The sequence below is a fragment of the Mesorhizobium sp. M0166 genome (assembly GCF_040322255.1).
Taxonomy (GTDB): domain Bacteria; phylum Pseudomonadota; class Alphaproteobacteria; order Rhizobiales; family Rhizobiaceae; genus Mesorhizobium.
In genome coordinates this window covers 83,236-101,893 of record NZ_JAMYTD010000023.1, presented here as the reverse complement: position 1 = coordinate 101,893, position 18,658 = coordinate 83,236, and the positions used below count along the sequence as shown (strand labels likewise).

At 58.3% G+C, this 18,658-nt stretch carries 14 protein-coding genes and 6 pseudogenes; 9 read left to right on the top strand and 11 right to left on the bottom strand.

Going from position 1 to position 18,658, the window contains the following annotated elements; genetic code table 11:
* Positions 1 to 338: 338 nt before the first annotated feature.
* Both NKJ46_RS23075 and NKJ46_RS23070 read right to left on the bottom strand, forming a co-directional pair.
* On the bottom strand, positions 339 to 1,571 hold the full coding sequence (locus NKJ46_RS23075; RefSeq protein WP_352667858.1) for a hydantoinase/carbamoylase family amidase: 1,233 nt from the start codon (positions 1,569 to 1,571) through the stop codon (positions 339 to 341).
* 1,416 nt (positions 1,572 to 2,987) lie between these two features.
* Positions 2,988 to 3,708: pseudogene (locus tag NKJ46_RS23070) on the bottom strand (transposase).
* A 69-nt stretch (positions 3,709 to 3,777) separates the two neighbouring features.
* Between NKJ46_RS23070 and NKJ46_RS23065 the strand changes: the two are divergent.
* The gene (locus NKJ46_RS23065) at positions 3,778 to 4,428 is read left to right on the top strand and encodes an antitoxin Xre/MbcA/ParS-like domain-containing protein (protein WP_352667857.1); all 651 of its coding nucleotides are present in this window, start codon (positions 3,778 to 3,780) and stop codon (positions 4,426 to 4,428) included.
* A 433-nt stretch (positions 4,429 to 4,861) separates the two neighbouring features.
* Positions 4,862 to 4,995, top strand: a pseudogene (locus NKJ46_RS34835) (DDE-type integrase/transposase/recombinase); the annotation flags it as partial.
* Positions 4,996 to 5,124: 129 nt separating this feature from the next.
* Here the strand turns inward: NKJ46_RS34835 and NKJ46_RS23055 are convergent.
* From NKJ46_RS23055 to NKJ46_RS23035, 5 genes and pseudogenes are all read right to left on the bottom strand, one after another.
* A pseudogene (locus NKJ46_RS23055) lies at positions 5,125 to 5,433 on the bottom strand (porin); the annotation flags it as partial.
* Between the two features lie 20 nt (positions 5,434 to 5,453).
* Entirely contained in the window at positions 5,454 to 5,615 is a 162-nt protein-coding gene (locus NKJ46_RS23050) for a hypothetical protein (RefSeq protein WP_352667856.1), read from the bottom strand.
* Positions 5,616 to 5,802: 187 nt separating this feature from the next.
* Positions 5,803 to 5,940: a hypothetical protein gene (locus tag NKJ46_RS23045; RefSeq protein ID WP_352667868.1), complete on the bottom strand. Its 138-nt coding sequence runs from the start codon at positions 5,938 to 5,940 to the stop codon at positions 5,803 to 5,805.
* 339 nt (positions 5,941 to 6,279) lie between these two features.
* Positions 6,280 to 6,585 (bottom strand): hypothetical protein, encoded by a 306-nt coding sequence (locus NKJ46_RS23040; protein WP_352667854.1) that lies wholly within the window; start codon positions 6,583 to 6,585, stop codon positions 6,280 to 6,282.
* A gap of 313 nt (positions 6,586 to 6,898) precedes the next feature.
* Positions 6,899 to 7,156 carry a hypothetical protein gene (locus tag NKJ46_RS23035; protein WP_352667851.1) on the bottom strand — a complete coding sequence of 86 codons (258 nt, stop codon included), beginning with the start codon at positions 7,154 to 7,156 and terminating at the stop codon, positions 6,899 to 6,901.
* 262 nt (positions 7,157 to 7,418) lie between these two features.
* Between NKJ46_RS23035 and NKJ46_RS23030 the strand changes: the two genes are divergently transcribed.
* From NKJ46_RS23030 to NKJ46_RS23005, 6 genes are all read left to right on the top strand, one after another.
* Entirely contained in the window at positions 7,419 to 9,452 is a 2,034-nt protein-coding gene (locus tag NKJ46_RS23030; RefSeq protein WP_352667849.1) for a CocE/NonD family hydrolase, read from the top strand.
* A 112-nt stretch (positions 9,453 to 9,564) separates the two neighbouring features.
* On the top strand, positions 9,565 to 11,232 hold the full coding sequence (locus NKJ46_RS23025; protein ID WP_352667847.1) for an ABC transporter substrate-binding protein: 1,668 nt from the start codon (positions 9,565 to 9,567) through the stop codon (positions 11,230 to 11,232).
* A gap of 1 nt (position 11,233) precedes the next feature.
* Entirely contained in the window at positions 11,234 to 12,235 is a 1,002-nt protein-coding gene (locus NKJ46_RS23020; protein WP_352667846.1) for an ABC transporter permease, read from the top strand.
* Positions 12,232 to 13,164 (top strand): ABC transporter permease, encoded by a 933-nt coding sequence (locus NKJ46_RS23015; RefSeq protein ID WP_352667845.1) that lies wholly within the window; start codon positions 12,232 to 12,234, stop codon positions 13,162 to 13,164. Before NKJ46_RS23020 ends, NKJ46_RS23015 begins: the two co-directional genes overlap by 4 nt.
* Positions 13,161 to 14,168, top strand: coding sequence for an ABC transporter ATP-binding protein (locus NKJ46_RS23010; protein ID WP_352667844.1), 1,008 nt, complete (start codon positions 13,161 to 13,163; stop codon positions 14,166 to 14,168). Before NKJ46_RS23015 ends, NKJ46_RS23010 begins: the two co-directional genes overlap by 4 nt.
* Positions 14,161 to 15,189, top strand: coding sequence for an ABC transporter ATP-binding protein (locus NKJ46_RS23005; protein ID WP_352667843.1), 1,029 nt, complete (start codon positions 14,161 to 14,163; stop codon positions 15,187 to 15,189). The genes NKJ46_RS23010 and NKJ46_RS23005 overlap by 8 nt, the downstream gene beginning before the upstream one ends.
* A 77-nt stretch (positions 15,190 to 15,266) precedes the next feature.
* Here the strand turns inward: NKJ46_RS23005 and NKJ46_RS23000 are convergent.
* Together NKJ46_RS23000 and NKJ46_RS22995 are read right to left on the bottom strand one after the other, a co-directional pair.
* A pseudogene (locus NKJ46_RS23000) lies at positions 15,267 to 15,554 on the bottom strand (ATP-binding protein); the annotation flags it as partial.
* Positions 15,551 to 16,040 (bottom strand): annotated as a pseudogene (locus tag NKJ46_RS22995) (Mu transposase domain-containing protein); the annotation flags it as partial. The pseudogenes NKJ46_RS22995 and NKJ46_RS23000, both read right to left, overlap by 4 nt.
* Positions 16,041 to 16,042: 2 nt before the next feature.
* Between NKJ46_RS22995 and NKJ46_RS22990 the strand changes: the two are divergent.
* A pseudogene (locus NKJ46_RS22990) lies at positions 16,043 to 16,441 on the top strand (transposase); the annotation flags it as partial.
* Between the two features lie 297 nt (positions 16,442 to 16,738).
* Here the strand turns inward: NKJ46_RS22990 and NKJ46_RS22985 are convergent.
* A complete protein-coding gene (locus NKJ46_RS22985; protein WP_352667841.1) occupies positions 16,739 to 17,890 on the bottom strand; it encodes a porin in 1,152 nt (383 codons plus the stop codon).
* Positions 17,891 to 18,082: 192 nt separating this feature from the next.
* A complete protein-coding gene (locus tag NKJ46_RS34830) occupies positions 18,083 to 18,634 on the bottom strand; it encodes an antitoxin Xre/MbcA/ParS-like domain-containing protein (protein WP_502903442.1) in 552 nt (183 codons plus the stop codon).
* Between the last annotated feature and the right edge of the window lie 24 nt (positions 18,635 to 18,658).

Here is an 18,658-nt window from a genome sequence, read left to right as displayed (position 1 = left end):
GAAACCGCCGGGCCTTGCCCGCGCAAAGTCACGATTTAGGCAATAAAATCAACAGTTTGACGTTTGTGGACGGAAACTAGTCTAGGCGCCAGTCGCGGCACGCATCTATCCCTATATTGACCGCTATGAGCGCGCTTGGCAGGTTGGCAGGGACCGGGCTGGTCGATTGACCCTCACTACCACCCCGTAACAGCACAAAGGCTGCTCAGGCCTACAACTTCGTTCCCGATCACCCCGATCACGTTGGTCGCGTGGTCAGCACCCCACGTAGATCGGCCTTGGGAATCAGCCGCTATTGACAGCCGGAAGGGCCGGTCTCGCCCCTCGGATACCAGCCGCTACCTGCTTTCGCCACGCAGGATCGTTTCGGCCGCATCAGCCAGCACCTGACAGCCGAGTACCAGGTCTGCATCGTCTGTGTTTTCGGTCCAGTGATGGCTGATACCGCCGATGCTTGGCACGAAAAGCATAGCGGCTCTCAGCTTCCGAGCCACGACCTGTGCGTCGTGACTGGCACCACTTGGCATTCTCACATAGGCGCCGGGTGCATGACGTGCGGCGGCATTCTCTATCGCTGCCTGGAAGGCCGCATCCATATGCCATGGCTTGCCAGTTTCGGTCCGCTCGATCTCCGCGCGGCAGCCGGTTCTGATCGCGGTCTCTTCGACCAGTTGCCTTAGCGCCGCATCGAGGCGCTCAAGCACCGGCATGTCTGAATCCCGAAACTGGAACAGCATCTCTGCCTTGCCCGGAATTATGCTGGGAGCGCCAGGCTCCAGGTTAATACGGCCTGTGGTCCAGACGGAACGCGGCCCGGCCAACTTCGGAAAGCGTTCGGCAATGGCAATGGCCAGCGTCGCCGCAGCGACGCCGGCATCCTTTCGGATAGCCATGCGCGTCGTACCGGCGTGATTTTGGATGCCGCGAAAGACGATTGAGTACTGCCATAGCCCGACGATGCTCGTGACAACGCCGATCCGGTTGCCCGATGCTTCCAGCGCGTCTCCCTGTTCTATGTGTGCTTCCAGATAACCGGCGCAGCGTTCCGTTTCGACCAGAGATCGGGGAACGCCGGCCAGGCCGGCCGTACGGAGCGCTTCCCTGAGCGGCAGCCCGTGATGGAGGTTCACAGCGCTGTCAATCTCCGCCTCGTCAATGTCACCGATGAATGAACGGCTACCGAGCAGCGATACATAGTGGCCTTCTTCATCCGCCCAGGCAACTGGGGCGATGGGAAGGCCAGCGCAGTCCGGTGTTTCCGCAAAAGCCCGGGCAATCTCAAGGCCGTACATCACGCCAAGCGCCCCGTCGAGCCATCCGGCATGATTCTCCGACTCTGCATGCGACCCGATCAATAGGAATCGCCGTTTCGAGACCGGGGTGCCGAACACATTGCCCACCCCATCGATATGCGCATGAAGACCCACGGCTTCATATTGCTGCGCAAGCCAGCGCCGGCTGTCCATGTCCTCTTTCGAATAGGTCGGACGATGGACACCCGTCTGGTACGCGCCGAATTGTGCAAAACGTCTGAGTTCCGAGAGCAAGCGCCTGGCGTTGATCTTTGGCATCTGCCGCACCACCGTCCTATAGTTCGTTCGTGAATAAGCTAGGTTAGAGACTCGTGCTAAACTCCCGACGTCTTGCCGAACGGGGCGCGGCTGCCTAGCATCGGCATTCACCTATCCCGACCGCCTTGTCGAAAGTAGGATGTCGGATTTGGGCCGGCTGCCTATCTCCTCTTCGCCTTCCAGCATGCACCTTGAGGTGGGACTCAATTGCCAGGATCTGCGCAAAATGCTGGCCCTTATTGTCGCCCACGCCGCATGCGCACAGGCGACCGTCGCCAATGGTCGGCCCCAACGGCGGCGAGGCCATTTGTCGATCGGGTCAGCCGGCGCACGTCGCAATGGCCGTAGAGCAATACCGTGGGCTTTCCCGGGGGATTTTCCCAGCGCGCGACGACCATCGGGTATCCCGCCATCGGCATCAGGCTGGTTTCGAGTCCTGTCTCAGTCGCCGTGCCGACCACGATGACACCCACTTGGTCGATGCCCACGCTGTCGCACTAATGCTTGGATGAAGATACTCGATCAGGCGCTCGAGAGACTTCGCGCGGTTCCAATCGATATACTCGAAAATGGCATTCAATGTATGGGATGACGTCATCGCTTTCTCTTGTTGAGCGAATTATCCCAATCGAAGCGAATGCCGCGGCAGCGCCTGCAATTTCGCTACGATGATTTGGGGGCATCACTGGAGAGTTGAACAAGTCGGTATAGTGTGAGACCGATGTTTGCAATGCACTGCGGTCATATTGGAACGGATGCCCGGCGAACGCGCACGCATGACCACCACTGCCACACACAGACATTCGAAGCCATCCGGGATAGTGCCCCACCGCCATAGCGAGCTTGCGCTGGAGCCCCTTAGTTTGCGCCGAGGCGGGCGCGGTTGTACCGACGAAACTTTTCTTTGAGCCTCGCATTAAGAATAGCTGTTCACGACGAACGATCCATTCCGAAACCATGCTTCTTGTGAAATATCTCCCCCACGAGACGCCGCGTTTTGAAACTGATCGGCATCACAGTGTACAACAACACATCTCCGCCTCCAATCATCGGCGGCCGGGGACCTTTCTGGCGCGCTTCACCTGTTTGGCGACATTCTCTGACATCTGCCTTCCTTAGGTGGAAAAATATCCGGGTCACGGGTACCGCGCGAGGCATTTCAAACCGCCGCGGTTTCTGCAGACCGTATTTCAGGGGCCCACGCATTTTGGGCGCAAACGCTCCTCCACCAGGTGTATGTGTTTTCACTGATGCGTCCCGGTACGTCATTCTTTGGAGAACGAGAGGTCGATGCCGCAGCTTGCGCCATGTGGAGCATCCGGTGTGATCGAGCGGACAAGTAGACGCGATGAGCTCGAGAAAAACGAGCAATGTGGCTCGTGCAGAGGGGGCTCTGACGCCGCCAGCGACATTTGCTCAACGGCTGATTCTGCGCAGCAAAAGACTGGCCGCGGCGACGTGGATCATTGCTTCGGAGACGTCGATGCGGCGTTCGTGGTCGCGATAGAGGCTGCGTCAGCGTATCAGCCAGCTGAACGTTCTTTCGATCGTCCAATGCCTGAGCAGCACCTTGACGCCGGCCTCGGCATCGGGAACGCACGCCACTTCGATGACGAAATCGAGGAAGACAGCCTTGTCGGTGATGTCGGCCGCCTTGAGGTTGACCGTCAGCAGCCCCCCATCAGTGTCGACCGCGGTGTGGCGCTCGTGCCCAATCGTCTTCTTGGTCGCATCATAAGCTCGCGAGGCGCCCGGCGCATCTGCCTTGACGGTCTGGCTGGCGACAAAACCGGCGCTCGGGCAGGCTTCGCGTCCGGCCCACTCGCGGTCGTCCATCAGGGCTATATAGTGGATCGTGCGAAACAGCATCAGCCTTACAAAGCACCGGAACTACCAGTGGACCGTCTGTCATGGCGGAAAGTCCTTCGGGAGCATCCGCCAGCCGCCGGCTCCATAAGTCATAAAGCGGATCGCGTTGAGAACCTGGCGCAGGTCAACGCTCAGTCTGCGGCCACGCCTGGGCGGCTTCGGCGGCAGCGGTGCAATCCGCTCTCCTTCCTCATCGGTGCGATCGCTCGGATAACGCTTCGTCTTTCGCCCGTGAGACCATCTGGCCTCACTTTTCTTTTTTCCACATACATGGCCCTCCATCACATTTTGATCGGGCAGGGGATCAAGCTGACTCTTACGGGCAGGGGAGCCAAACATGACAAAACCATTTAACTCTGAGCCTCGTCAGGACGAGCTTTCAAGCTTGGTTGCCAAGGAAGTCCAGCGCGCTCTGGTTCAGGAGATTATGAAGGATGTTGCCGCCGGCGATTTGTTTTCTGGAACGCCTCAACAAACCCTTCATAACGATTTGACTGCCCTTGCCTCTGAATTTGTCCGCAGGCTAGCCGCCGAAGCAGTGCGTCGTTCCAATGAAAGCGCTGGTGACGCGGCTCCTCTCACGGTTCGAACCGAGGGCGCGCGTGAGTGCACAGTCCTAAAAGCGCGAGATCAGCAAAGCGATTGCCTGCGCATTGAAGACTGGGCGGGCGCAGTTGCAGGGCCAACATACCTGGAACAACGCTTCGGCATACCGCGATCGACACTGCATTGGTGGCAACGGCACAACGACGTAGTCGCGTTCCGGAAAGGCGCCCGGAAGCATGTGTTCCCCTTGGCTCAGTTCATCGACGGCAGGCCTGCGCCAGGGATACGACAAGTGCTGTCCTTGATCGCCAATCCCAGACCGGCGTGGCTTTGGCTGACCCGCCCGTCATCTCGGCTTAACGGTCGAATTCCCATAGAAATGCTCAGACAAGATTTGGCTGCAGAAGTCATCTTGGCTGCACGAGACTTTTCCTCGACATGAAGCCCAACTAACGAAGCATCGAACGTCGGTTGGTCGTTGTGAGCCTATGAAAGCCTATTCAGGGTAGCACGCGCCATTTTCGTGACAATCCTAACTTATTCTTATACATCTCGGCTTCGCGCGCCATATTACCTTGCATTATTCAATCACGTGAATGTCGTTGCTGAAGGACAGCATCCCCTCCCGATTCCCCACGACGAAAAAGCAACCATCGACGTCGCGAAGCGCTCGGTTGAGCTTCCGGTGCTGATATCCGAGCGCGGACTGGCGAACGTAAAATTCCTTCCGGCTGACCATGCGCCCCAGGCTCCGGTGACGGTTAGGCAACAAGGAAGCCAAACCCGAGATGTGAAAGAGGACTTCGAAAACCAAAGAACGACCCTGTCGGTTCATCGAGACGACGGGTCGTATGTGATTGATGAGATCGGGACGCCGCAAAAGTCGGTATCTCAACAATCGGACCGAACAGGATCACAGGCGTATTAAGCGTCGCTTTCGATCCATGCTCGGCTTCAAGTCGCAGGTGAGCGCGTGGTTATCCTCTCCGGCGTCGAGATGATTCATATATGCGTAAGCGACATCCGAGCCCGTCGATCGCCGAGCAGTTCGAAATCCTCGCGCCTAACGGACAGGCCGAAATGGCCGTTCACTATCCCATTTCTAAGTTTGCGACAGAACCGACGGTATAGCTGAGCTGGTTTGAGTGTAGGTCTTCAACCTGCCGAGCTCTGTTCCCTGACCATTCCAGGTCGTCAGCGAGAAGCGGCCCTCCTGTACCAGGTATCGTTGATGCTGCCGTCTCCATGGTCGACAGCACGGCGGCCGTTGAACGAACCTTCCTGGCCAGCCGAAGCATCCCAGCGTACATACGCACCGATGCGCAGGCAGGTTTCGTTGCCAGGGATACTGGTTCCGCTCGGCGACGATGAAGGCGTCGGCGGCGCGCGCACCGGAAAGTGCGATCACGGCCGCAGCGGAGCTGAGAAGAAGGCTTTTGATGTTCATTTTGATCTCCACTCAAAGAATTAAAAAAAGGGCGAGGGTGCCTCGGTATAAGGATGGTGCGGAAGATCGAAGATGCGTTCGGTCGAGCTAACCTCGACAAAGCGCCCAAGATACATGATGGCCATGCGGTCGGTCATGTGGCGCACCAGGTTAAGATTGTGCGTGATGATCAGGATCGCCATGCTGAGTTCGTCCTGAAGCCGCGCGAGAAGATTGAGCGCTTCCCCTGCACTGAAACGTCGAGGCCGCGGTCGGCTCATCGGCAATGATCAAGTCCAGATTCAACGCAAGGGCTCGCGCAATGCAATTAACGCGGCAGTCGATGCTCAAGGTCAGCTCGCTCACGCCGGCCTTTTTCAAAAAACTCCTTCACCTTTGCGAGATCGCCTTCTGGCGGTATGAGCGCCTTTTCACGGTGCCCGACGAGCCGGGAGCAATCGTGCCTGTCGCCACGTTGACTTGGCCCGCATAGGCGGCATCCAGGATCTGCGGCGATTGATCGCCCATTGGATCGCCTTCCGGACATTAATGTCCTTCAGCTTCGAGTGATCCATGTTCATGCCAACCCAATAATACCAGAGCGATGGCCTTTCCTCGACCTGGTGTTTACGGGCGGATTGCTCTTGAAGCTCGCAAGCGAATTCAGACTGATATAAGTGAAATCGACGTCACCCGCCCGATAAACACGTTCGCGGGCCATAAGATCGTCGATCGGAACGATTCGGATTTCGTCAAAGCCTGGCTTCGGGCCGGACCATCCCTCATTGCGCGTCAAGAGAGGTAGCGGAATGAGCCAAACAGCTACATATGGTGTCTTGAATACGATCACGCCGGTATAGTCGTCTTCTAACTCGACATGTCGAATGAACCCCAATTGGGCTTGCTGGGCGAATTGTTCTTGAACAAGCGCTCGAAGTAGAATTTAGCGTCCCTAGCGGTCATTTCGCCGTAGCCGCCGGTGAACGTGATGCCTTTCTCCAGACGGAAGCGAAGATTCGTCGGATCGATCTGCTCGATCTTTTCTGCCGCCTCCAACTCCCAGCCCCATTCCGAACCCGGCTTGTAATGCGTGAGCTGTGAGTAACAATTTCGACACGTCAATTTCCACGGCGCGCGCGACGGAAGTGGTGTCGAGTTTGGTGAGGTCGCCATCGGAACACGCCCTGAGCACCTTACCTTCGGATCGTGCCCGCACTCGGTCGGTAAGCTCTCTATTCACCTCGGCTGTTCGAACCTGCATCAGCATGTCAGCCACGGTGTAGAGACCACCGTATCTGCTGCTTCTTGACCACTTGACCATGCGTTTGGCGATCACGGAATTGGCCACCGATTCGGCAAGGGTCGTGGCAACGCGAAGTCCGGCTTGGTAGCGCTTTCAGTAATTCACGATCGCACTGCGGTTCGAACGGGACGTAGGTGAGGAGCTGAGACCCGAGGCAAAGCTCGCCTTCTCTTTGCGAAACATTTAAGCTTGCCAAGAGAGCTGCTCCAGGTCTTGGATCGCGCGATCCACGCGACCTTGCCACAGACGCCACTTCACGGCTCTGATGTCCTTGCCGGCGGTCGGAAGTATTTCAGCAAAACCAGACTGGGATCGGATCATGTGATCAGCGATCTGCTGCATGGGCTGGATCTTCATGGCGATGTGGAACCAGTCGATGATGTGAGTCGTCGGTTTCCGAATGGCGCGCGGAAGCCGCTTCAGGATTTCGGCGCCGTCCAAGAGCACGGTGACGTCCCAATACCCAGTAGCGACAATGTGAGGCGGCTCGTGCGGTGCTACCAAAAATGAACTGCCGCGCAGCCCAAAGATTGCGGCGGCATTTCAAACTGAGCCGATTTTCTGCAGCTATATTTCAGCAGCCAACTCATTTTGGGCACAAACGCCCCTCCGCCAAGAGTAAATAGCTCTCATGCCGTCTCCCGTTCGGCCGGGACACAAAGGGGATGGAAAATGCGGAATTTTTTTAAATGGACGGCAAACGATGAAGATTGCGCTTGGACCGCTACCTATCACGTTAATCGAGAATGTATGGATACCGCTTGCCGACGGGACGCGTTTAGCTGCAAAAATCTGGCTGCCGGAGGACGCGGCATCCAACCCGGTTCCAGCAATTCTCGACTACATTCCTTACCGCAAACGGGATAGCACCGCTGTGGGGGACGAACGGATGTTCCCCTATTTCGCTTCGCATGGCTATGCGAGCATCCGTATAGATATCCGCGGCACTGGCGATTCCGACGGTCTATTTGAGGACGAGTACGTCAAGCGAGAGCAGGACGATGCTGTCGAGGCCATCGAATGGATCACGCGACAGGCCTGGTGCAGCGGCAGTGTGGGTATGATCGGCATCTCGTGGGGTGGGTTCAGTGCCTTGCAAGTCGCGGCGCGCAAGCCCAATGGCCTGAAGGCGATTATTACCCACTGCTCCACCGACGATCGCTACGCTGATGACGGGCATCACATGGGTGGATGCCTTCTCAATGATACGTTGGGCTGGGGTACGTCATGTTTCGTTCAGATGGCGCAATCACCCGATCCGGAGATCGTCGGCGAGGAGCGCTGGCGCGCGATTTGGATGGAACGGCTGGAAAACGCACGTCCGACATTTATTGATTGGATTACTCATCAGCGCCGAGATGATTTCTGGAAGCATGGCTCGATCTGCGAAGATTACAGTGCGATTGATTGCGCGGTCTACGCGACCGGCGGTTGGACCGATGGTTACTCCAACGTCATTTTCCGACTTCTGTCGAAGCTAAAGGGGCCACGGAAAGGGCTGGTTGGGCCTTGGGGGCACAGATACCCCCATTTGGGTGCTCCTGGACCCGCCATTGGCTACCTGCAGGAATGTGTTCGCTGGTGGGATCACTGGTTGAAGGGCAAGGATACCGGTATCATGCAGGAACCGATGCTGCGGAGCTGGATGCTCGATTGGGTTGAGCCTGCGGCGTCTTATGATGAGTGGCCTGGGCGCTGGGTCGCTGACCCCAGTTGGCCGTCACCGCATGTAACGTCAAGGGTCTTCGGGCTGGGAACGGGCCGGTTGTTCGAGCAGGCGCTGCCGGACGCCGCTCTTGAGATATGTTCACCCGCAACCGTTGGAATCGCGGGCGGCGAATGGTGCGCCTATGCCCTCGCGGGCGGAGGTGCGCTTGCTCCGGATCTGCCGCTGGATCAGCGGTGGGACGACGGCGGCTCCTTGGTCTTTGACAGCGAACTCTTGACTGAGGCCGTGCCAATTCTGGGTGCGCCTGTTCTTGAAATGGAGATCAGGTGCGACAAGCCGACTGCGATCCTTGCGGTGCGGCTATCCGATGTCAGCACGTCAGGTGAAGTCACTCGGGTCACCTATGGACTGCTCAACCTGTCGCAGCGCGACAGCCACGAAGAGCCCCAGCCGATGGACGCTGGAAAATCATATCGCATCCGCTTGGCAATGAACGAGGTCGGCTACACCTTTCCGCCGGGCCATCGGATCCGGCTGTCTGTGTCCACCGCCTATTGGCCGATCGCCTTCCCCGCGCCGGAGCGCGCTACATTAACTGTGCAGACAGGAGCAAGCGGTCTGCAATTGCCGATCCGAATGCCTCAACCCGGTGACGACGAGTTGCCAGCATTTGGCGAGCCGGAGGGTTCTTCTCCTATGCCGACCACGGTGCTGAAGCCCGGCAATGTCGAGCGGTATATTCGGATTGACCCTGCGTCGAAAAAGGTGACCGTCACACTCAAGCGCGACAATGGCACCTGGCGTCTCGACCCGATCGGCACGGTCCTTGGCTTTAAAAAACACCAGATCTATTCGGTCGCCGAAAACGATCCGACATCGGCCCGCACGGAAATCTACTACCGATACGAGCGGGGCCGGGGAGCCTGGCAGACGGCCTTGGAGGGACGGACAGTTATGACCGCTACCAAGTCGGCCTTTCAACTGCAGATTAACTTCGACGCTTTCGAAAGTGGGGAGCGCATCTTCTGCAGGTCGTGGTCGAAGACGATCCCCCGCGATCTCGTCTAATCGGAAAGACAATCATAGACAATCACAACGAGAGACCACGGTCGGTAGCAACACGGTTTATCCGACCTGCAAGTGCACACTGAAAAACAAACTGTCATTCAGGGAGGAAAGAATGAACGAGTGGTCATTTAGTCGTCGTGCCGTCGTGAAGGCGATGCTAATGGGATCGGCGGCGCCTTGGGTCTTGACCTCAAGCGCCTTCGCCGGGTCGTGCAGTGATCACATTGTGCGCATTGCCGCAACCGCTTCGCCCGATTCGATGAACCCCTTTGCGACCTGGAGCTCGTTCTGGCCGCAGGCTTTCACCTATGACTTCCTGGTCTTCGTGGACGCCCAACGCCACGATGATCGGAAGGGATTTGCGACGGCGTGGTCCGTTGCGGACGACAACCTCACGTGGACCTTCAAGGTCTGGCCTGGCATGAAGTGGTCAGACGGCCAACCTGCCACGGCCCGCGATGCCGCATTCACCTATAATTACCTGCGTGATTCTATCGGCAAGCCTGACGAGTTGAACATCGGCTGGAACAACACGGACGGTTTGCAAAACGTTGAGTCGATCACGGCCCTCGACGACGAGACTTTGCAGATGGTGACCAAAGTTCCCACCCGTTGGCCAATCGACAACCTGATCATGATTGTTCCAGAGCACATCTGGAAGGACATCAGCTATGCCGATGCGCGCAGCACCTTCCGCAACGATCCGCCGCTGGTAGGCACGGGGCCCATGATCGTCGAGGAATTCCAGCAGGGTCAATTCGCCCGTTTCACGCCGAACAAGTATTTCCGGACGGGGCAGCCGAAGACGTCCGGCCTGATCTTCCACTTCTTCAAATCGGCCGATCTCATCGCGCAGGGTCTGAAGAGCGGAGACCTCGATTATGGCTTCTACCTGACGGCGGCCCAGTGGGCCGACCTCTCGAAGGACCCTGACATCCTGGTCGGTGAATCACGCATCGAGCAGCGGGATTTTTTGGCCTTCAACACTCTCTCCGGTAAGGGGGCGGGAAGCACCAAAGCGCTGCAGGATCCGGCGTTTCGCGATGCGATCGGTTACGCGATCGATCAGAAGGCCATCGTCGATCGCGCCATGCGCGGGCACGGCGACCCCGGCGTTGGATTGGTGATGCCCGTAGCGACCGATTACTACTCGGACCTAAATGATATCAGGCGCCACTTCGATCTAGCCGAGGCAGGCCGCCGGCTCGATGCTGCTGGCTATAAAGACTCGAACGGCGACGGCGTGCGAGAGGACAAGGAAGGAAACAGCTTTCAGCTTGAGCTGATAACTGGACCTTCGGCCAATATCGAGATCCCGATCGCGGCCGTGCAGCTGATTGCTGGGTGGCTCGGACAAATTGGCATCCCCGTATCCGTGTCGCAGGTCGACGCCGGCGCGTTACGTGCCCGTTGGGCAACTGTGGAGAATGGGGGCGGAGGCTGGGATCTGCTCATTGATAACAGCTGGCTATCTGCCATGCCTCAAGACTTGCTTATCCTCGGCAGCAGCAAGGCCATCGGCAGCCATAACAGATCGTACTGGACAAATGACAAATTCGACAAGCTCCTGTCGGAGATCAAGGTCACCGTCGACCTCAAGAAAAGCCAGGAGTTGGTCGACCAGGCGGTACGGCTCATTTACGCCGAGGCACCTTACATCATCCTAGATTATCCCACCCTGCTCGAAGCCCGTCGCAAGGATTGCTTCGAGGGCTGGGGGACACAGGACATGATGTCGATGACGGGGTACTTTCCGTTCGATCGCCTGAGGCCCCTCTAAGATGGTTGCAAGTGGTCAGGGACGCGGCGCGAGCCGGCGCATTGCTAGCATTCTGCTAAGGGCGGTGGTGACGCTTGTAATGGTGGCGACTTTGAATTTCATCTTGTTCAGGGTTGTTCCCGGCGACCCTGCAGCGCTTCTGCTTGGCGGTGCGCGCGCCAGCGTGACCGCTGAGCAGATGGAGGCGCAGCGCCAGAACTGGGGCCTTGATCGGCCGCTATTACCAGACCAAGTGGTCGACTACTTGTCGGCAACTCTACGTGGCGATTTCGGCTACAGCTTCAAGTTCAGGGGAAGGCATGTCGCTGAACTGATTTTGGACCGCTTGCCGGCCACCGTCGCCCTAGTCGGTCTGGCCCAATTTATCGCCATCGTTAGCGGGGTTATGCTTGGCCTATATGCGGGTTGGCGCCGGGGAGGAGCTGTCGACCATATCGTCACGGGAGCCTCTCTGGCGCTCTATTCTACGCCGTCTTTCTGGCTCGGCATGCTCCTGGTGGTGATCTTCAGTACGGCATTGGGCTGGCTTCCCGGCTATGGTGCATATTCACCTGGTGCTATCGGCGGTTCCCTTGATTGGTTGCTCGATTACCTGCGGCATCTCGTGCTTCCGGTCACGGCGGTGGCCCTTGGACTGATCGGCCAATACGTTGTTGTCGCGCGTGCCGCGATGAGCGACGTTGTTACCGAGGACTACATGGTGACCGCGCGCGCCAAGGGGCTGACCGGCAGACAGATGCTGATGCGTCATGCATTTCGCAATGCAATGCTGCCGGTCGTGACGTTGATTAGCCTTAATCTTGGCTATGTGGTGGCAGGTGCCATTACAGTCGAGGCTGTTTTCGCCTGGCCAGGGATCGGCGGACTCACGGTCGAGGCGCTCAACGCGCGGGACTACCCAGTCCTTCAAGGAATTTTCCTGTTGCTCGGAGCGTCGATTGTTGTTGCAAACCTCGTCGCCGATCTTTCCTACGGCATTCTTGATCCGAGAGTCCGGCAATGAGTGAAAGGATTGTTCGGTATTCCCCGCGTGGCCGGGCGCGAGCGATCAAGGGCTTTTTACGCAAGTTTCTTGGCTATGGTGGGGCTCAGTTCGGCCTGTTGTGTCTCGTGTTCTTCCTTGTGCTCGCTGCGGTGCCCAGTATTCTCGTGGGCCCATTTGAGACCGTAGCCACAGCAACGGGTGACTTCCTCGCTCCGCCTCAAAGCCAGCATCTTCTGGGGACCGATGAGGTGGGGCGCGACGTGCTCAATCTGGTCGTCCATGGTGCCCGGATCTCGCTTGTGATTGCGCTATTGGCGACTGTGATCAGCCTTGTCGTCGGAACTACCATCGGTATGATGGCTGGCTACTATGGTGGCAGGGTTGACGTCTGGCTGATGCGCTTCACGGATTTCTTTTTTGTCATGCCGAGCTTCGTGCTTGCGTTGGTCATCACGCCTGTGATCCTGGAGGTGATGGGGCGGGGCCGAAACATCCTCGGCTTTCGTCCTTCTCTTTTCGTGATCATTGTCGTTATTGGCATGACAAGCTGGGCCTTCGTTGCGCGTATCGTTCGCAGCCAGACACTGTCGCTTAAGGAACGAACATTCGTTGACCGCGCGCGCGTTGCGGGCAGCAGCAATCTCAGCATCATGGTGCGGCACATCCTCCCCAACCTCGTGCCGCAAATCGCAGCCAATGGTGCTCTGGTCGTCGCCGGCGCAATTTATATTGAGACATCGCTCTCGTTTCTCGGGCTTGGCGATCCGTTGCAGCCTTCCTGGGGTACTTTGCTTTCACAGGCTCAGCGCGCCGGTGCGGCCAGTGCTGGAGCCTGGTGGTATCTCGGTGCTCCCGGAGTGTGCGTCCTCACGGTTTCCCTTAGCTTCGTCCTGATTGGAAATGCCCTCGACGACACCTTCAACCCACGGCGGAGGGTCATTCCATGATAGACTGCCCTCAAGACAAGGCACCGCTTCTGGAAATCAACCGGCTCTCTGTCGACTATGGGCTCAAGGGCGTGTCATTGCGAGCGATCGACAATGTGACCTTCGTGCTCCGGGCTGGAGAGGCTGTAGGCCTCGTCGGAGAATCTGGCAGTGGGAAGACTACGACTGCAATGGCCATTGCGGGTCTGCTATCACCCAACGCGCGAGTAACCGAGGGCGAGGTACGCTATCGCGGAGAGCGACTGCCGATCGATGACGATGCCGCCATGCGGCCACATCGCTGGGGCGAAACTTCGGTTGTCTTCCAGGGCGCGATGAATGCCCTCAACCCTGTACACCGCATTATCATGCAGATTGCTGAGCCGTGTATGCTGAAGCTTGGCATGTCGCGTGGCGAGGCGACCGCGCGGGCAAAAGAACTGCTCGAGTTCGTCGGCATTCCGGCGGATCGCGGCGCTGCCTATCCTCACGAATTATCGGGCGGTATGCGTCAAAGGGTGATGATCGCCATGGCACTCGCGTGTCGCCCCTCGATCATCATCGGCGATGAGCCGACGACGGCACTGGACGTCATTACACAGGCTCAGATCCTCAAACTGCTGGGTGAGCTGCGATCGCGACTTAACCTCGCCCTCATTTTGATCACCCACGATCTTTCTGTGGTGGCTGAGTGTTGTGATCGCGTCATGATCATGTACGCCGGCCGCATCGTCGAGGATGGCACTGTCGCCGAGATCTTCGCCCAGCCCAAACATCCGTACACCAGACTGCTCATCGACTCGATCCCCAACCCGGCGAGCGGCAAACGGATCATTCGGCCAATACCCGGCAATCCCCCCAACTTGATCAATCGACCTCCCGGCTGCGCTTTCCATCCGCGTTGCCCGTCAGCTATGGGGATTTGCGCGACCGAAGTCCCCAGCCTCGATAAGTTCGGGCGGGGACGCGTCGCTTGTCACCTTCACCGGTCCTCGCAAGAAGACAAGGTCGCAGCTCATGCCTGACACCGCCGACATCCTGCGTCTCGAGAGCCTGCAGGTTCATTTTCCTATCCAGGGGGGACTGTTCGACCGTATCCTGGGCCGACCTGCCGGCGCCGTACGCGCGGTGGACGGGATCGACCTCAACGTCGGACCGGGTGAGATCGTGGCCCTAGTCGGGGAATCGGGAAGCGGTAAGACGACGGTGGGCCGCGTCATCACCAAGCTCGCCCAGCCGACGGGCGGCAGGTTGCTGTTCGAAGGCCGCGATATGACGTCGGTGCAAAGCTTCTCGGCTTTACGTCCTTACCGGCATCGCGTGCAAATGATCTTTCAGGATGCCTATCAGGCGCTCAATCCACGACACACCGTATTCGATATCGTGGCGGAGCCACTCCGTTCCCTGAGACTGGTCGATAATAGCAAACAGCTCGCAGAGCGGGTGGGCGAAGCTCTTGCATGCGCCGGCCTCAATCCTCCCAGGGATTTCTTCGCCCGCTTCCCACACGAGCTATCTGGCGGTCAGCGCCAGAGGGTCGTGATTGCCGGAGCGCTTGCCGTGAGGCCAGAGCTTATCGTCGCTGATGAACCTGTCTCGATGCTCGATGTCTCGATACGCGCACAGATTCTTCAGGTCCTGGTTGACCTGCGCGACAAGCACAACATGGCGCTGTTGTTCATTACCCACGACCTACCGCTTGCCTGGTTAATCGCCGATCGGATTGCCGTCTTATATCTTGGAAAATTGGTCGAAATCGGCAGCGCCGACGAGATCACTTTCAATCCCCGCCATCCGTATACCGTCGCCCTGCGCAACGCCACACCGCAGATTGGCGGCAATGCAGGTCGCGCCGAGCTGCCGGCCCTGCAGGGCGAGGTTCCCAGTGCCGCGCGCGTGCCGAAGGGCTGTCGGTTCCATCCGCGTTGCCCACTGGCCTTCGACCGCTGCAAAGCAGAGGAGCCGCCCCCCATCGAGGTTGGATCTCAGCACCTGTCAGCCTGCTGGCTGGCGAATAATGGCCAGCCCAGTGCTTCTCAGACTTAAACAGCCCTCGCTTCCGAAGCATCCCAAGCCTCAAAACGGTCGCGAAGTCGATCGCTTCGAACTACCCTTCAAAAAAGTGCCAGCGCGATGATGCGGTTTTTGTCGAGCGATGGCTGGAAAGCGAAGTCGAAGCCGGCGAGCGTCTTGACGGTGGTCAGGCGCGCCATCATCAGAGCAGCCTTGATGCGCCGACTTTCGCGTAGAGACAGTTCTTCGACCAGAAGTTCGTCGAAGGCCTGGATGCCGTCGATCTCGCCCTGCTCAATGCGCCGCAGGGTGGCGTCAAGTGCTTCGAGCGCCCGTGGCATGCGCAGCCCGACCAAGCTCTTCCTGATGCTGTCGATCGTGGATGCGTGCATGGTCATGGCCGGCTCCCCTCGATCGCCAGTTGTTCGGCGACGGCCTGATAGAAGTCGAGCGAGCGCCGGGCGACATGGTCGCCGAGACGGCCGACGATAATATCCGGGGCGCTCTTCCTCGCAGCAGGCGAGCTGCCCCCTGACGATGAGCCGGATCGATCCGATATTGGCGTCGCCCCTCGAGCACAGGATTGCTGGCAACCAGCCTGCCTTCGTCCAGGATGCGGATGCAGTCGGCAAGCTGGTGAACTTCGACAAGGCGCCGGGTGCGATCGGGAACGCTATAGTAGTTGCCGCCGATCGAGACGAGACCATCATGGCTGACGCGACGCTCCAGCTTGAGAAGCGCGTCGAAGGGAACGGCCGGGAGAGATTGAAGTGCCGGCTGCTCCGCCGCGCTTGCAATTGCTCGTTCAGGTCGTCGAGATTGCGGAAGCTGCGGGTCAGGAAGAAGTCCTCGCGGATATAGCGGAATGGTCGCTCGACTTTGCCTTATGTTCAACGAGTATCGATGCATCGAAGTGATCACAAGGCGACGTCCGCCGCCGGCGATGGACAACCGAGCAAAAGCTGCAGATCATCGAGGAGAGTTTTGAGGCCGGCGAGACGGTATCGTCGACCGCCAGGCGTCATGGCGTTGCGCCCAACCTTCTTTATCGTTGGCGCAGGTTGTTGAGCGAGGGAGGTGCAGCCGTGGATTCAGACGAGCCTGTCGTCGGCAATTCCGAGGTAAAGAAGCTCGAAGAGCGCGTGCGCGAACTTGAACGCATGCTTGGCCGCAAGACGCTGGAAGTGGAGATTCTGCGCGAGGCCCGCTCGAAAGCTCACTCAAAAAGACAGATCTCGCGGCCGATCTTGTTGCCGAAGGACGGTTCCCGAAGAAGAGGATGGCCGGCTGCTGGACACTTTTGCTTTTTAAGGTTGCGCTGCCGCCAGCGCCGCTTTGCCGTTCTGGCATCGAAGAGCGGTTCGCCTCACGGTTGCGCGCGATCCTCTCGGTTGCGCGAGGGATGATAACCCTTAAGAAGGGCGCCCGGGAACAGGGCGCCCTTCTCATCGACGAAATGCTCGGATTGGAGGTCCGTGATCAAGCAATCCGCCGAAAATCTCTACAAGCCACCACAATGGTTCAGCCGCGAATTGGAGGCTCGCAGCTACCGCTTCGAACGCGGGAACGGGCTCTTCAATCCTCAGAACGAGCGCTTGAAGCGGAGCAGGCCGCCGATGCTGTTCTTCTTGTCGGCATTGGTCCAGTTAGAGAAGTCCACATCCCCGAACTTGCCAGCGTGGAGATAGTCGACTTCGGCCGTGATCGTCAGACCAGGGACGAGATCGTAGGCGATATTGGCGGCAATGCCGAGGTTCTTCCACTCGTCATACGCCGCCTGAAGGTTGAAAGAGGTCTTCTCGTTGAATTTGTAGGTGCCGCCGCCCCAGACGGCCCAGTTGCCACCCCATTGCTTGTAGAAGCCGCGGCCACCGGCAGGAATAGCGTAGGTCCCATCGGTTAGGTTGTCGTCGGTACCATAGCCAGCCATAATGAACAGCGACAGTTCGTTGGTGGCGTTCACATCCAAGCGGACCTTGCCGGCTACCTCTTCGTAGTTGCTGTCGTAAGCCACGACGCCGCTGATGGCGCCCCAGCCCTGCGTGTACTTCACGCCGCCGACAAGATGCGGAACGTAGCTGTCGATCGTGCCGACGACACCAGAACCCTCTTCGAGCGATACCACGGCGGAGAAGCCATTGCCGGCGTCGAAGTAGTACTGGACGACGTTGGTGTCGAAATCGCCGTACGGGACCAGCGTGTCCTGGATGACGTTGCCGGCATAGCCGATAAACGTATCGAAGGCCGATTCGTCCTTGCCGACGCGAAGGCCACCGAGTTGGATCCAGGCGAAGTTCAGGGTGATGCTCCTATTGAAGGCATAGTTCTGGGGGCTGTCAGGACCCGAATAAGCGTTGCGGTTACCGAAATTGAATTGGGTCTCAGTGTATGTCTTCAAAGTACCGAGTTCGGTTTCCTGGCCGGTCCAAGTCCGTAGGTCAAAGCGGGCGTTCTTGCGCCAGGTGCCCTGGTCGCTACCGTCTTGGACGTCGTGGGTCCGCGCCCCGTCGTAGGAACCAACGTCCCCAGCGCTGATGTCGTAACGGACATAGCCGCCGATGCGCAGGCAGGTTTCGGTGCCGGGGATGTAGAAGTAGCCCAAGCCGTACACGTCGCAGATCTTGACGTATTCAGCCGGTTCCGGCTCAGCGACGGTCACCGCATCGGCGGCGCGGGTGCCGGAAACTGCGATCAGGGCCGCAGCGGAGCCGAGAAGAAGGCTCTTGATGTTCATACTTGATCTCCATTCAATGATTTGAAAGGAGCGAGGACGTCGATGGACGAACCGCTCCCTGTCCCCACGATCGAAAAAGATGCGCATCGCAGAGCATCCTTCCCGGCTCGAACGCTATTCACCGGGCGAATCATTGCAAGTTCAAATTCCATTTTACGACCAATTATAGAAGTATCAGTTGTATTAATGTCACTAAATTCCCGGTGTTACTTGCACGAATTGGACAACTATACATTTGCGCAAATCGCACAACTGGTACATATGCTTTGTGAGCACGTACAAAAACGCGGATAGCCATCGGCATCCTGCCAATCGTCGGATAGGTCCAATCAGAGAAATTGCCTGGGCGGATGCAACGACTTCTGCGTTCATGCCTTCTCTGAGCGATTCGATAGGAATGCGACCCTTGAGCAGTGGCGAGGGGCTGATCAGGCACAGCCAAGCCAATCTGGGATCGGAGATCGAGGAAAGGACCTGCCTGATTCCGGGCACAGGCCTGCCGTCGATGAACTGAGCCAGGGGAAATACATGCTCGCGGGAGCCTCTGCGAAAGGCAACCACATCATAATGCCGCTGCCACCAATGCAGCGTGGACCGCGGTATTTCAAAACGTCTCTCGAGACGCGTCGGCCCGCAACTGGACCGGCCCACGCGCTTCTTCTCTCGGGCAATCTCTGAGAACTGGATGCCCGAGCCGATAATTGGCTGGCCGGGGCCGCGAAGCGATCTCACACGCCTGGTCATTTAGCCGTCGCGCGGCTACCGCCT

Excerpts from the sequence above, each read along its gene's own strand:
- NKJ46_RS23015 (WP_352667845.1), top strand. The coding sequence starts at position 12,232 with ATGAGTGAAAGGATTGTTCGGTATTCCCCGCGTGGCCGGGCGCGAGCG.
- NKJ46_RS34830 (WP_502903442.1), bottom strand. The coding sequence starts at position 18,634 with ATGACCAGGCGTGTGAGATCGCTTCGCGGCCCCGGCCAGCCAATTATC.
- NKJ46_RS23075 (WP_352667858.1), bottom strand. The coding sequence starts at position 1,571 with ATGCCAAAGATCAACGCCAGGCGCTTGCTCTCGGAACTCAGACGTTTT.
- NKJ46_RS23040 (WP_352667854.1), bottom strand. The coding sequence starts at position 6,585 with ATGGCGACCTCACCAAACTCGACACCACTTCCGTCGCGCGCGCCGTGG.
- NKJ46_RS23005 (WP_352667843.1), top strand. The coding sequence starts at position 14,161 with ATGCCTGACACCGCCGACATCCTGCGTCTCGAGAGCCTGCAGGTTCAT.
- NKJ46_RS23045 (WP_352667868.1), bottom strand. The coding sequence starts at position 5,940 with ATGGGCGATCAATCGCCGCAGATCCTGGATGCCGCCTATGCGGGCCAA.
- NKJ46_RS23030 (WP_352667849.1), top strand. The coding sequence starts at position 7,419 with ATGAAGATTGCGCTTGGACCGCTACCTATCACGTTAATCGAGAATGTA.
- NKJ46_RS23050 (WP_352667856.1), bottom strand. The coding sequence starts at position 5,615 with ATGGCGATCCTGATCATCACGCACAATCTTAACCTGGTGCGCCACATG.
- NKJ46_RS23025 (WP_352667847.1), top strand. The coding sequence starts at position 9,565 with ATGAACGAGTGGTCATTTAGTCGTCGTGCCGTCGTGAAGGCGATGCTA.
- NKJ46_RS23010 (WP_352667844.1), top strand. The coding sequence starts at position 13,161 with ATGATAGACTGCCCTCAAGACAAGGCACCGCTTCTGGAAATCAACCGG.
- NKJ46_RS23020 (WP_352667846.1), top strand. The coding sequence starts at position 11,234 with ATGGTTGCAAGTGGTCAGGGACGCGGCGCGAGCCGGCGCATTGCTAGC.
- NKJ46_RS23065 (WP_352667857.1), top strand. The coding sequence starts at position 3,778 with ATGACAAAACCATTTAACTCTGAGCCTCGTCAGGACGAGCTTTCAAGC.
- NKJ46_RS22985 (WP_352667841.1), bottom strand. The coding sequence starts at position 17,890 with ATGAACATCAAGAGCCTTCTTCTCGGCTCCGCTGCGGCCCTGATCGCA.